At 70.4% G+C, this 12,363-nt stretch carries 13 protein-coding genes; 12 read left to right on the forward strand and 1 reads right to left on the reverse strand.

Annotated features, from left to right (window positions below):
- Positions 1-83: 83 nt before the first annotated feature.
- From lepB to whiG, 8 genes are all read left to right on the forward strand, one after another.
- Entirely contained in the window at positions 84-998 is a 915-nt protein-coding gene (gene lepB, locus ATL45_RS20910) for a signal peptidase I (protein ID WP_093146634.1), read from the forward strand.
- Positions 999-1,005: 7 nt separating this feature from the next.
- Positions 1,006-1,758: a ribonuclease HII gene (locus ATL45_RS20915; RefSeq protein WP_093146633.1), complete on the forward strand. Its 753-nt coding sequence runs from the start codon at positions 1,006-1,008 to the stop codon at positions 1,756-1,758.
- Positions 1,759-1,791: 33 nt separating this feature from the next.
- Positions 1,792-2,115, forward strand: coding sequence for a DUF2469 domain-containing protein (locus tag ATL45_RS20920; protein WP_009943624.1), 324 nt, complete (start codon positions 1,792-1,794; stop codon positions 2,113-2,115).
- A 439-nt stretch (positions 2,116-2,554) separates the two neighbouring features.
- Entirely contained in the window at positions 2,555-2,956 is a 402-nt protein-coding gene (locus tag ATL45_RS20925; RefSeq protein WP_246025462.1) for a YraN family protein, read from the forward strand.
- Positions 2,957-4,474 (forward strand): YifB family Mg chelatase-like AAA ATPase, encoded by a 1,518-nt coding sequence (locus ATL45_RS20930; protein WP_093146631.1) that lies wholly within the window; start codon positions 2,957-2,959, stop codon positions 4,472-4,474. It begins immediately after the preceding gene.
- Positions 4,474-5,631, forward strand: a complete 1,158-nt coding sequence (dprA, locus tag ATL45_RS20935; protein WP_246025463.1) for a DNA-processing protein DprA — start codon at positions 4,474-4,476, stop codon at positions 5,629-5,631. Before ATL45_RS20930 ends, dprA begins: the two co-directional genes overlap by 1 nt.
- 309 nt (positions 5,632-5,940) lie before the next feature.
- A complete protein-coding gene (locus tag ATL45_RS20940) occupies positions 5,941-6,915 on the forward strand; it encodes a tyrosine recombinase XerC (RefSeq protein WP_093146630.1) in 975 nt (324 codons plus the stop codon).
- Positions 6,890-7,837 (forward strand): RNA polymerase sigma factor WhiG, encoded by a 948-nt coding sequence (gene whiG, locus ATL45_RS20945; protein ID WP_177241889.1) that lies wholly within the window; start codon positions 6,890-6,892, stop codon positions 7,835-7,837. The genes ATL45_RS20940 and whiG overlap by 26 nt, the downstream gene beginning before the upstream one ends.
- A 67-nt stretch (positions 7,838-7,904) precedes the next feature.
- Here whiG and ATL45_RS20950 read toward each other — a convergent pair whose 3' ends face one another.
- Entirely contained in the window at positions 7,905-8,447 is a 543-nt protein-coding gene (locus tag ATL45_RS20950; RefSeq protein ID WP_093146629.1) for a M23 family metallopeptidase, read from the reverse strand.
- A 402-nt stretch (positions 8,448-8,849) separates the two neighbouring features.
- On the opposite strand from ATL45_RS20950, the gene rpsB reads away from it, so the two are divergent.
- The 4 genes from rpsB to frr all read left to right on the forward strand — a co-directional run bounded on the left by rpsB (position 8,850) and on the right by frr (position 12,343).
- Entirely contained in the window at positions 8,850-9,668 is an 819-nt protein-coding gene (rpsB, locus tag ATL45_RS20955; RefSeq protein WP_093146628.1) for a 30S ribosomal protein S2, read from the forward strand.
- A 183-nt stretch (positions 9,669-9,851) separates the two neighbouring features.
- Positions 9,852-10,667: a translation elongation factor Ts gene (tsf, locus tag ATL45_RS20960; RefSeq protein WP_093146627.1), complete on the forward strand. Its 816-nt coding sequence runs from the start codon at positions 9,852-9,854 to the stop codon at positions 10,665-10,667.
- Between the two features lie 267 nt (positions 10,668-10,934).
- Positions 10,935-11,684 carry a UMP kinase gene (gene pyrH / locus ATL45_RS20965; RefSeq protein ID WP_093146626.1) on the forward strand — a complete coding sequence of 250 codons (750 nt, stop codon included), beginning with the start codon at positions 10,935-10,937 and terminating at the stop codon, positions 11,682-11,684.
- 101 nt (positions 11,685-11,785) lie between these two features.
- Positions 11,786-12,343: a ribosome recycling factor gene (gene frr, locus ATL45_RS20970; RefSeq protein WP_093146625.1), complete on the forward strand. Its 558-nt coding sequence runs from the start codon at positions 11,786-11,788 to the stop codon at positions 12,341-12,343.
- Positions 12,344-12,363 lie beyond the last annotated feature (20 nt).

Genomic DNA, 12,363 nt, shown 5'->3' on the forward strand with positions numbered 1-12,363 from the left:
AGAGCACGTCATCGCCGCTCGTTCGGGCTGTCCGAAGCGGGGGAGCGCGACGGCACCCGCTGCGGTTCCAGTAGCCTGGCCGGGTGGCCGACGTCATGCGCAGCGGATCAGCGGAGGAGCCCCACGAGGCGGAGCACCACAGCGGTGCCCCGGAGGACTCGGGGGAAGGCTCCAGCCGCCGCAAGCCCAAGAACAAGAAGAAGGGCTCGTTCTGGCGCGAGCTGCCGATCCTGATCGTCACCGCGCTGGTGCTGACGGTCCTCATCCAGGCGTTCATCGCGCGGGTCTACGTGATCCCGTCGCAGTCGATGGAGCAGACCCTGCACGGCTGCACGGGCTGCAACAACGACCGGGTGCTCGTCGACAAGATCACCTACCGGTTCTCCGATCCGGAGCCGGGCGACGTCGTGGTGTTCCGCGGCCCGCAGCCGTGGGTGCAGAACGAGTTCCAGGCCGAGGAGCCCACCAACCCGGTCGCCGGTTTCTTCCAGGGCGTGGCCTCGCTGCTGGGCTTCGGCGCCCCTGACGAGAAGGACTTCGTCAAGCGGGTGATCGCGGTGGGCGGCCAGACGGTGGAGTGCTGCGACGCGCAGAACCGGGTGCTGGTCGACGGCAAGCCGCTCAACGAGCCCTACCTGTACTGGGAGCCGGGTCGCGGCGTCGGCCAGGACGAGTTCAGCTCGGTGACGGTTCCGCCGGGGCACCTGTGGGTGATGGGCGACAACCGCAACGACTCGGCGGACTCCCGGGTGCAGGGCAACGGTGGCGTCAACGGCGCGGTCCCGGTGGAGAACGTGATCGGCAAGGCGCAGTTCATCGTGCTGCCGCCGACCCGCTGGCAGGGCATCGACGACCCCAACCCGCAGGCGGACGCGCTGGGCGCGCCGGCCTGGCAGACCGGGGTGCCGGTCGGGTTCGGGGTGGCCGCGGCGTTCCCGACGGTGTGGCTGGGTCGTAGGCTCATCGGTGTGGTGAGCAAGCGACGAGCCTCGGAGTGACGTTGACGTGACGGTGGCGGAGTTCCGGCCGCCGAGGTCGGTGATCCGGCGTAGCAGCGGCAACTGGGCCCTCCAGCGCGCGCTGGACCGCCGAGGCCTCGGACCGGTGGCAGGCGTGGACGAGGCCGGGCGGGGCGCGTGCGCCGGGCCCCTGGTGGTGGCGGCGTGCGTCCTGAAGCCGGGCGACGACCGGCGCTACGAGGGGCTGACGGACTCGAAGGCGCTGTCCGAGGCCGACCGCGATCGGCTGTTCGACCTCATCACCTCGCGCGCGCTGAGCTGGTCGACCGTCGTGATCCCCGCCGAGGACGTCGACGCGCTCGGCATCCACGTGGCCAACCTGGAGGGCATGCGGCGCTCGGTCGCCCGGCTCTCCGAGCACCCCGGCTACGTGCTCACCGACGGGTTCCGGGTGCAGGGCCTGGCCACGCCGAGCGTGGCCGTGGTGAAGGGCGACCTGGTGGCCGCCTGCGTGGCGGCGGCATCGGTGCTGGCGAAGGTGACCCGCGACCGGTTGATGTCCGAGCAGCTGCACCTCGAGTTCCCGGCCTACGGGTTCGACGTGCACAAGGGCTACAGCACGCCGCTGCACTCGACGCGGCTGAAGCAGCACGGGCCCTGTCACGAGCACCGCTGGTCCTATGCGAACGTGGCGGAGGCAGCGCTGCGGCACGGGATGCGCTCGCCGCGCGCGGTGAGCAGCAAACCCGGGCTGTTCGATGCTTCTGAGGGGGAAGTGGTGGACAATGAGGTGTTGTAGTCCGATCGGCAACGCAGAAGGGCTCGCACAGCGATGAGCGCCGAGGATCTCGAGAAGTACGAGACCGAGATGGAGCTGCAGCTCTACAAGGAGTACCGCGACATCGTCGGGCAGTTCACCTATGTCGTGGAGACCGAACGGCGCTTCTACCTGGCCAACGCGGTGGACGTGCAGGTGCGCAACTCCGACTCGGAGGTCTACTTCGAGGTGGCGATGTCGGACGCGTGGGTGTGGGACATGTACCGCCCGGCGCGATTCGTCAAGAACGTGCGCGTGATCACGTTCAAGGACGTGAACGTGGAAGAATTGGACAAACCGGATCTCCGGCTGCCGGAGAGCGGCCCGTTCGGTTCCTGACCCCGGCGTCGATAGCTCGGGCGGTCGTCGTGCGACGACCGCCCGAGCTTCTTTCAGGCCCTCGTGCGCGGTTCCTGCTTGGCCTGTTCTCGTCGGCGCGGGCGAATCCAGTTGTGCCCCGCCGGCGTTCCGGGCTGTCGCTGAATTAGCGGAATCAGTTTCGGTTTTTGTGCTTCGAGTGGGTTCGGGGTCCGGATTTCGCGGATAGTCCTGCTGTTTTCTTCGCATTCCCACTCGTCCGAGTGATCGGAGTTGTCCACAGGGGATTCGGTTATCCACAGATTTCCGATCGGTACTGGTGATCGGCGGATTTTGCGGGCAACGTGGAGCTATCCACTCGTGCCCGGAACCGTTGGCACACGCGGGAAACCTGCTCGCGATGCCGCGCGGTGCTGCCCGGGCGCGGGAATTTCCGGAACACCAGACCGAGGAGGAACTCGTGCGCCGCAAGAAGATCCTGGGGCCGGTCAGCGATGCCTGCACCGGGGACGGCAGGAATGCGCTGGGGCTCGCCGGGGAGCGGTTGGCCGCCGAATTGCTGGAAGGCCGTGGAATGACGGTGCTGGACCGCAATTGGCGGTGCCCGCAAGGAGAACTCGACATCGTCGCCGCGGACGGCGACACCGTGGTGTGCTGCGAGGTCAAGGCGCGCTCCGGGACCGACTACGGCGGACCGGTCTACGCGCTCAACAAGGAGAAGGCCATGCGCATCCGCAGCGTCGCGCGGTCGTGGCTGGCCGAACGGGAGCTGGTGGGCTGCCCGGTCCGCTTCGACTTCATCTCGGTGCTGTGGCCACCGGGCAGAACACCGCACCTCAGGCACCTCAAGGGGGTGTTCTGAGTGGCGTTGCGACGGACCTGGGCGGTCGCGCTGTTCGGTGTGGACGGTGCGCTCGTCGAGATCGAAGCGGACGTGCGCAAGGGCGGCCTGCCGTCGTTGCAGCTGCTGGGCCTGCCCGACACCGCGCTGCAGGAGTCCAAGAACCGGGTGCGGGCGGCCATCCAGAACTGCCAGGAGGACTGGCCGGCGAGCTGCGTGACGCTCGCGCTGTCCCCGGCCGCGCTGCCCAAGGCCGGGACCTCGTACGACCTGGCGCTGGCCTGCGCGGTGCTGGCCGGGGCCGAGCTGGTGCCGCCGCACCGGTTGGCGGGCACGGTGCTGTTCGGGGAACTAGCGCTGGACGGCCGGATACGTCCGGTGCGTGGTTTGCTGCCTGCGCTGCTGGCCGCGCGGAAGGCGGGCATGCGCCGGGCGGTCGTGCCCTTCGACGGCCTGGCCGAAGCGCACCTGGTGGAGGGCATCGAGGTGCTGGGCGCTACGCACCTGCGCGAGGTGGTGGCGTGGTTGCGCGAGCTCGGCGAGCTCGCCCGCTATCCGCCGCCGATGGACGAACCACCGGTGGCGGAGGCGCCGGACCTGGCCGACGTCCTCGGCCAGCCCGAAGCGCGCTGGGCGCTCGAGGTCGCCGCGGCGGGTGGGCACCACCTGCTGATGGTCGGTCCTCCTGGCACCGGCAAGACCATGCTGGCGAAGCGGTTGTGCGGCCTGCTGCCGGAGCTGAGCGGGCAGGAAGCGCTGGAGGTGACGGCGATCCGGTCCGTGGCCGGGGATCTCGCCGATTCGGCGGCTCTGGTGCGGGTCCCGCCGTTCGTCGCACCGCACTCGTCGCTGTCCATCCCGGCGCTCGTCGGCGGTGGCACAGGATTGGCCAGACCCGGCGCGGTCAGCAGGGCGCACCGCGGCGTCCTGCTGCTGGACGAGGCCTGCGAGCTCGGGCCGAAGCGGCTCGAAGCGCTGCGCACGGCGCTGGAGGAGGGCGAGGTCCGGCTGGCCCGGCGGGACGGAACCCTCCGCTATCCAGCGCGGTTCCAGCTCGTCCTGGCCACCAACCCCTGTCCGTGCGCGCCGGCCAGGGATCTCGACTGCCAGTGCCCGCCGCAGGTCCGTCGGCGCTACCTCGGCAAGCTGTCCGGCCCGCTGCTGGACCGGGTGGACCTGCGGGTGCGGATGCGCCCGATCACGGCGATGACCGTGCACAGCGGTGCGGAGCCGGAGAGCACCGCAGTCGTGCGCGAACGAGTGGCGCAGGCGCGGGCCGCCGCGCGGGAGCGGTGGTCGGAGCACGGCTGGCAGACCAACACGGAGGTCCCGGGGCCGGTGCTGCGGCGTGAGTTCGCGCTGTCGCACGAGGTCACCGGGCTGCTCGATCGCGGTTTGGAGGTCGGTGCCATCACCGCGCGCGGCGCGGACCGGTGCCTGCGGGTGGCGTGGACGCTGGCCGACCTCGACGGCAGGGAGCGCCCCGATGCCGAGCACGTGGCGGCGGCGCTGGAGTTCCGGGACAGGAAGGCGGCCTGATGGAGAACTGGGTGAGGATGAGCGAGAAGGGCAGGCACGCGGTGCGGTTGGCGAGGGCCTTCCTCGCCGCGATCGCCGAGCCGCCGGCTCCGGCGCTGGCCGGTTTCGTCGCCCGGCACGGCGCGTGCCGGGCGGTGGAGGTGATCCAGCGGGGGAAGGCGCCGCCGGATGTGCTGGCCGAGATCGAGGCCAGGTATCAGCACGTGTCCGCCGAGGAGCTGCTCGAAGCGACCGAGGCGGCCGGAGCCCAGCTCGTCGTGCCGGAGGAACCGGGCTGGCCGGGCGGCGCTGTCGAGAATCTCACCGGTGCGCGGGAAGTCGGGCTCCCGGAGGTCGCCGAGCCGATCGCGCTGTGGGTGCGCGGCCGGGCGGATCTGGCCGCAGTGCTGGACCAGGCGGTCTCGGTGGTCGGGGCGAGAGCTGCCTCCGGCTACGGCGAGCACGTGGCCGCGGAGTTCGGCCACGGACTCGCGAACGCCGGGTTCACGGTGGTTTCCGGTGCGGCGTACGGCATCGACGGCGCGGCTCACCGGGGCGCGCTGGCCGCGGGCGGCCGGACGGTGGCCTTCCTGGCCTGCGGGGTCGACATCGACTACCCGGCGGGGCACAGCCGCTTGCTGCGCGCGGTGGCCGAACAGGGTGCCGTGGTCAGCGAGTACCCGCCCGGCACCGCGCCGCGCAAGCACCGTTTCCTCGTGCGGAACAGGCTGATCGCGGCGGCCGGGCGGGCCACGGTCGTGGTGGAGGCCGGTGCGCGCAGCGGTGCGGGCAACACCGCGAACACCGCGGATGCCTTGGGACGCCCGGTTCTCGCGGTGCCCGGCCCGGTCACCGCGAAGAACTCGGTGGGGTGCCACGGGATGGTGCGCTCCGGGCAGGCCGTCCTGGTCACGAGCGTCGAGCAGGTCATGGAGGTGGTCAGTCCCCTCGGGGTTCCGGGGGCCGTCGAAGCCGTCGGCACGCGCCGCCGGACCGACGGGCTCCATCCGCGCGCCCAACGCTTGCACGACTCGCTGCGCGGCATGGCGGGCGCCAGCGCGGAGGACCTCGCGCGCGATTGCGGCCTGCCGCTGGGCGAAGTGCGGGCGTTGCTCCCGGAACTTGAGCTGTCCGGGTTCGCGGTTCGCACGGATCGGGGGTGGTCGATCGCACGCTGAGACCGCCCGTTCGGCAACAGCACGGACCGGTGCATCGGGATTCGCGCGGTGTTCTGCCGGTGGGGACCGCGATCGCTTCGGGGTGCCATCGCGCCTCACCGCGATCACGGCTCTCACCTGCGGAACTAGTGCGGGATGCTGGAACGGAACGGGTTCGGGTCCAGTGCTCTGCGACGGTTCTCGGCGGGGAGATCTCCGCGGTTCCGCCCCCGGGTACCGCCGCGCGCGAGGAGGCCGGACGAACCGAGTGATCATGATTCGGCGTGGCGATGCTTGACCGGTGGGGTCGCAAGGGCCAGCGTCTGAGTCATGTCCCGTGCCCGTTCCACCGAACCGCGAAGACCCGATTTCCGCGCGGTCCGGGCAAAACTGCCCGAGCCGCTGGGTGCGGCGGTCGACGGGTTCGAACGGCACCTCGCCGCCGAACGAGGACTGTCGGTGCACACCGTCCGGGGTTACGTCGGCGACGTCGTCTCGCTGCTGGATCACCTGTCCGGGGCATCGGGCCGGGAAACCCTTGCTGAGCTGGACATCTCCGTGCTCCGCGAGTGGTTGTCGGCGCAGCACGCCCAGGGCGCGAGCCGGTCGACGATGGCCCGGCGGACCGCGGCCGCCCGGACCTTCACGGCGTGGGCGCTGCGCGCCGAGCTGCTGCCGAACGATCCGGGGCCGCGGCTCGCGGTGCCGTCCAAACCGCGAAAGCTGCCCGCGGTGCTGCGCACCGACCAGGCGAGCGCGGCGATGCAGGCCTCTGCGGCGGGAGCTGAGCAGGGCGATCCGGTAGCCCTGCGTGATCACGCGGTGCTCGAGCTCCTTTACGCCACCGGCGTGCGCATCGCCGAGCTGTGCGGACTGGACGTCGACGACGTCGACCGCGAACGCCGGGTGATCCGCGTGATCGGCAAGGGTGACCGAGAACGCGTTGTGCCGTTCGGCCTACCTGCGGATGAAGCGCTCGGCCGGTGGGTCACCGCTGGACGGCCGAAGCTGGTCCGGGCCGATTCCGGCGCGGCGCTGTTCCTGGGTGTCCGGGGAGGACGGCTTGACCCGCGTACGGCGCGGCGGAGCGTGCACGACGCCGTCGGAACCGTTTCCGGTGCACCGAACGTCGGGCCGCACGGCATGCGGCATTCAGCGGCGACCCATTTGCTGGAAGGCGGTGCGGACCTCCGTAGCGTTCAGGAGTTGCTTGGTCACGCTACGCTCGCAACGACCCAGCTTTACACCCACGTGACCGTTGAACGGCTGAAGGCGATCCATGACCGAACCCACCCCCGTTCCTGACCATGCCGGGGGCGGCGCCGACACGGTGGCCGCGAGACCGAACTCGGCGCCGGTGACTGCCCGTGATCAAGGCGGCTCGACGAACGGCCACGCCCCCGAGTGCGTGCGCCGCCAGGGACTCTCCCTGGCAGCGGCGGGCGCGGACGGGGACCAGCGCCGCGCCGATGGCGTCGAAGCGGGCATAGTCGCGCTCTGGCAGGCGTTCGGCGAGCGGCGCGACCAAGAGCTCCGCGACCGCTTGGTGCTGCACTACGCGCCGCTGGTCAAGTACGTAGCGGGCCGGGTGGGCACCGGGCTGCCCTCGCACGTCGACGTCTCCGACCTGATCCAGTCCGGCATCTTCGGCCTGGTCGACGCGATCGAGAAGTTCGAGCCCGAACGCGGCCTGAAGTTCGAGACCTACGCGATGCAGCGCATCCGCGGGGCGATCCTGGACGACCTGCGCGCCCAGGACTGGGTGCCCCGATCGGTGCGCAGCCGGGCCAGGGACGTCGAGCGGGCGCTGGAGCGGCTGGAGGCGAAGCTGCAGCGCACCGCCACCGACGCCGAGCTGGCCGCCGAGCTGGAGCTCTCGCTCGACGAGCTCCGCGAGCTGTTCGCCCAGCTGCAGATGACCAGCGTGATCGCCCTCGACGACCTGATCGGCGCCGGACCGATGCAGTCATCGCTGGCCGAGACGCTCCCCGACGACCGGGCCGAAGACCCGGTGGCGGCCCTCGTGGACCGGGACAGCCGCCGCCAGCTGGCCGAAGCGGTGAAGCGCCTGAGCGAGCGCGACCGGGTGGTGGTGACGCTCTACTACTTCGAGAACCTGACGCTGGCCGAGATCGGCAAGGTCCTCGGGGTGACGGAGTCGCGCGTCTGCCAGCTGCACACCAGAGCGGTGCTCCGCCTGCGCACGAAGCTCACCGAAGCGGGTTAATCGCGCTTGCACGCGTGGAGCGGTCGGTCGGGGTGGCGTTCTCCGGGATCTCGCCACGCCCGGCCGGTCAGTCCCATGGCAGCAGGCGGACGTGGCCCATGCCCAGGAGGCGCAGCGGGTTCAGGTAGACCAGCCGTTCGCGGGCGCCCCAGTGCAGGCAGGCCCGGGGCGGCTGCACCGCGCACTGCGGGTGGCCCGGTTCCAGGGTGCCGATGGGCTGGCCCCTGGTGACCTGGTCGCCGACCGCCACTGCTGGGCGGACCGGTTCGTAGGTGGTGCGCAGCCCGGTCGCGTGCTCGATCGACACCAGGTCGCGGCCGGCCACCGGCCCGGCGAACACCACCAGGCCGTCGCCCGCGGCGAGCACCTGCTGGCCGACCTCGCCGACCAGGTCCACCCCGCGGTGGCCGGGGCCGTAGGCGTGCTCCGGAGCCTCGAACGGGCGGACGACAGCGGGTGGCGGAGCCAGCGGCCAGCCGAACTGGCCTTCGGACGTCTTCGCGGTCGACGGGGGAGCGGAGTACGCGGCCGGTCCGGGCGCCGCGGTCAGGCCGACCGCGGCAGCGGCGAAACCGCCGCACAACAAGGCTGAGGTGATCAACAGTCGCATTCACCCACAGTGCTCGCGCGTTGCGGTGGGCGACAGGGGGAAGCGGAAATCTGTGGACAAACCAGGCCGCTGTGGACAACTCGCACTCCACGATCGGGTCAGCAGGCTCGTCCAGTACACTGTTGGCGCGGTTTCGTGTCCGCACGGACCGACTTCGCGTGCTCGCACGCACGCCTGCGCAGGTGGCCGGACCGAGAGGTCGGCGACCCGGTGGCTCAGTACCGAGTTCAACACCTCGGTCGCTGCTGCCCGGGCGGGCTGCCGGTGCCCCGTGGTCCCGAGCTCCTCGTGAGCCGGGTGGGGTGGCCGGGCGGGCACCAGGGCGACGGGTCACCCGGCTCGTCGCGGCAACCGAATCGCGCGCCACCCGGCGCGCCCGACTCACGAGGTGCGAATCTGGCCATGGCCGTCGTCACCATGAAGCAGCTGCTCGACAGCGGCGTGCACTTCGGGCACCAGACCCGTCGCTGGAACCCGAAGATGAAGCGCTACATCTTCACCGAGCGCAACGGCATCTACATCATCGACCTGCAGCAGACGCTGTCGTACATCGATGCGGCGTACGACTTCGTCAAGCAGACGGTCGCGCACGGCGGAACGATCATGTTCGTCGGCACCAAGAAGCAGGCGCAGGAAGCGATCGCCGAGCAGGCCCTGCGGGTCGGCATGCCGTTCGTCAACCAGCGCTGGCTGGGTGGCATGCTCACCAACTTCCAGACCGTCCACAAGCGTCTGCAGCGTCTCAAGGAGCTTGAGACCATGGAGCAGACCGGGGGCTTCGAGGGTCGCACCAAGAAGGAGATCTTGATGCTGACCCGCGAGAAGGACAAGCTCGAGAAGACCCTCGGCGGTATCCGCGACATGAGCAAGGTGCCCAGCGCCGTGTGGATCGTGGACACCAAGAAGGAGCACATCGCCGTCGGCGAGGCCCGCAAGCTGGGCATCCCGGTCGTCGCGATCCTCGACACCAACTGCGACCCGGACGAGGTCGACTACCCGATCCCGGGCAACGACGACGCGATCCGCTCCGCCGCCCTGCTGACCCGCGTGGTCGCCGACGGTGTCGCCGATGGCCTGATGGCCCGCAGCGGCCGCACCAACGGTGCCCCGGAGGGCGAGGAGAAGCCGGCCGGCGGCGAGCCGCTGGCCGAGTGGGAGAAGGAGCTGCTGGCCGGTTCCGGCCAGGCCGCCGAAGGCGGCGAGCAGCCCGCGCAGTCCTGATGCACCGCGCCCCGCGTCCGCTGGTCGGGCGCGGGGCGCGATCAGGCTGACTTCCAGTCACACTTGCGGGTGTGACTGCCCGAGCTGGGCACGCCGCCCCGCCGAGCGGATCGGACGCCGCGGGGTCGCTGCCCGCCCGCAACACCTTCGAAGCTGCGTAACAAGAGGGACGGATAACGCACGATGGCGAACTTCAGTGCGGCCGACGTCAAGCGTCTTCGCGAGCTGACCGGCGCCGGCATGATGGACTGCAAGAAGGCGCTCGACCAGAACGACGGCGACTTCGACAAGGCCGTCGAGAGCCTCCGCATCAAGGGTGCCAAGGACGTCGGCAAGCGCGCCGAGCGCGCGACCGCCGAGGGCCTGGTCGCCGCGGACGGCGGGGTGCTGATCGAGCTGAACAGCGAGACCGACTTCGTCGCCAAGAACGACGAGTTCATCGGCCTGGCCACGAAGGTCGCCGGTGCGGTCAAGGAAGCCGGTGCCGGTGACCTGGAGAGCGCGCTGGCCGCGCCGCTCGACGGCAAGACCGTCTCCGAGGTGATCCAGGAGCTGTCCGCCAAGATCGGCGAGAAGCTGGAGCTGCGCCGGGTCGCCAAGTTCGACGGCGCCGTGGCCACCTACCTGCACCGCCGCTCCACCGACCTGCCCCCGGCGGTCGGCGTGCTGGTCGAGTACACCGGTGACAACGCGGAGGCCGCTCGCGCCGCCGCCATGCAGGTCGCCGCGCTCAAGCCGAAGTACCTCCACCGCGACGAGGTCCCGGAGGAGATCGTCGCCAACGAGCGGCGCATCGCCGAGGAGACCGCGAAGGCGGAGGGCAAGCCGGAGAAGGCCCTGCCGATGATCGTCGAGGGTCGCCTGAACGGGTTCTTCAAGGAGAACACCCTGCTGGACCAGCCGTCCGTGCAGGACAACAAGAAGACCGTCAAGGCGCTGCTGGACGAGGCCGGCGTGACGGTCACCGGCTTCGTCCGGTTCGAGGTCGGCCAGGCCTGACCTGCTGCTGAGGGCGGCCTGCCGGGACCGCACCCAGTAGTGTCCCGGCCGCTCACCCGCTGAGCAGGCCGGCTCGGCAGCCGCCAGACGCGGTTTCGGCGCCCCGCCTTCGTTGGAAAGGCGGGGCGCTTTCGCAAGAGGAGCGAGCACCTGCGGGTTCTCATGCGTCTTCCCGGCGGCGCGTCCGGCCGAGAAGGCGCATGAGGTTCCGCCAGGTGCCCACCAGCGCGAATTGACCACAAACGGAAAACCTCGCAGGAGGAATCAGTGACCGACGAGGGCCCAACGCAGCGCGGTTACGGCCGAGTGCTGCTCAAACTGGGCGGTGAGATGTTCGGCGGGGGCGGCGTCGGGATCGACCCGGACGTGGTCGGCACGGTCGCCCGGCAGATCGCCGAGATCGTCGCCGACGGGGTCGAGGTGGCCATCGTGATCGGCGGCGGCAACTTCTTCCGCGGCGCCGAGCTGCAGCAGCGCGGGATGGAGCGCGCTCGCGGCGACTACATGGCGATGCTGGGCACCGTGATGAACTGCCTGGCGCTGCAGGACTTCCTGGAGCGCGAGCACGGCATCGACACCCGCGTGATGACCGCGATCACCATGGGCCAGGTGGCCGAGCCCTACATCCCGCGTCGCGCCATGCGGCACATGGAGAAGGGCCGCGTGGTGATCTTCGGCGCGGGCACCGGGATGCCCTACTTCTCCACCGACACCACCGCGGCGCAGCGGGCGCTGGAGATCGGCTGCGAGGTGGTGCTGATGGCCAAGGCCGTCGACGGCGTCTACACCGCGGACCCGAAGACCACCCCGGACGCGCAGCTGTTCGACAGCATCACGCACCGCGAGGTCCTGGAGCGCGGCTTGAAGGTCGCCGACGCGACCGCGTTCAGCCTGTGCATGGACAACCACATGCCGATCCTGGTGTTCAACCTGCTGCAGGAGGGCAACATCGCCCGCGCGGTCGGCGGGGAGAAGATCGGCACGCTGGTCAGCACCCCCGCCGCAGCGTCGGCCTGATGGTGCTGGATCCTGATCTGGTCGCGGGCCCGCCGTGGGGCGGCGGCGCACCGCGGGCGACACTTGCAATGTCCACCGGTCGGCAGACTTAAGGAGCAGCCGTGATCGACGAAGCTCTTCTCGAAGGCGAGGAGAAGATGCAAAAGGCGGTGGAGCGGGCCAAGGACGAGCTGGCCACCGTTCGCACCGGCCGCGCTAACCCCGCGATGTTCTCCGGCATCGTCGTCGACTACTACGGTTCGCCGACGCCGTTGAACCAGCTGGCCAGTGTTTCCGTGCCGGAGGCGCGGCTGGTGGTCGTCAAGCCCTACGACGCCAGCCAGCTGGCGGCGATGGAGAAGGCCATCCGCGACTCCGACCTGGGTGTGAACCCGTCCAACGACGGTCAGCTCATCCGGATCGCGATCCCGCAGATGACCGAGGAGCGCCGCAAGGAGATGGTCAAGCTCGCCAAGCAGAAGGGCGAGGACGGCAAGGTCAGCGTGCGCGGCATCCGCCGCAAGGTGAAGGAAGAGATCGACCGCATCGTCAAGGACGGTGAGGCCGGTGAGGACGAGGGCACCCGGGCCGAGAAGGAGCTCGACAACCTCACCCACCAGTACACCGCCAAGATCGACGACCTTGTCAAGCACAAGGAATCGGAACTGCTCGAGGTCTGAGTGGTGACGGCCGGCCAATG

The sequence above is a fragment of the Saccharopolyspora antimicrobica genome, from assembly GCF_003635025.1.
In the GTDB taxonomy this organism is placed as follows: domain Bacteria; phylum Actinomycetota; class Actinomycetes; order Mycobacteriales; family Pseudonocardiaceae; genus Saccharopolyspora; species Saccharopolyspora antimicrobica.

Excerpts from the sequence above, each read along its gene's own strand:
- tsf (WP_093146627.1), top strand. The coding sequence starts at position 9,852 with ATGGCGAACTTCAGTGCGGCCGACGTCAAGCGTCTTCGCGAGCTGACC.
- ATL45_RS20920 (WP_009943624.1), top strand. The coding sequence starts at position 1,792 with ATGAGCGCCGAGGATCTCGAGAAGTACGAGACCGAGATGGAGCTGCAG.
- ATL45_RS20950 (WP_093146629.1), bottom strand. The coding sequence starts at position 8,447 with ATGCGACTGTTGATCACCTCAGCCTTGTTGTGCGGCGGTTTCGCCGCT.
- ATL45_RS20940 (WP_093146630.1), top strand. The coding sequence starts at position 5,941 with ATGTCCCGTGCCCGTTCCACCGAACCGCGAAGACCCGATTTCCGCGCG.
- rpsB (WP_093146628.1), top strand. The coding sequence starts at position 8,850 with ATGGCCGTCGTCACCATGAAGCAGCTGCTCGACAGCGGCGTGCACTTC.
- whiG (WP_177241889.1), top strand. The coding sequence starts at position 6,890 with ATGACCGAACCCACCCCCGTTCCTGACCATGCCGGGGGCGGCGCCGAC.
- dprA (WP_246025463.1), top strand. The coding sequence starts at position 4,474 with ATGGAGAACTGGGTGAGGATGAGCGAGAAGGGCAGGCACGCGGTGCGG.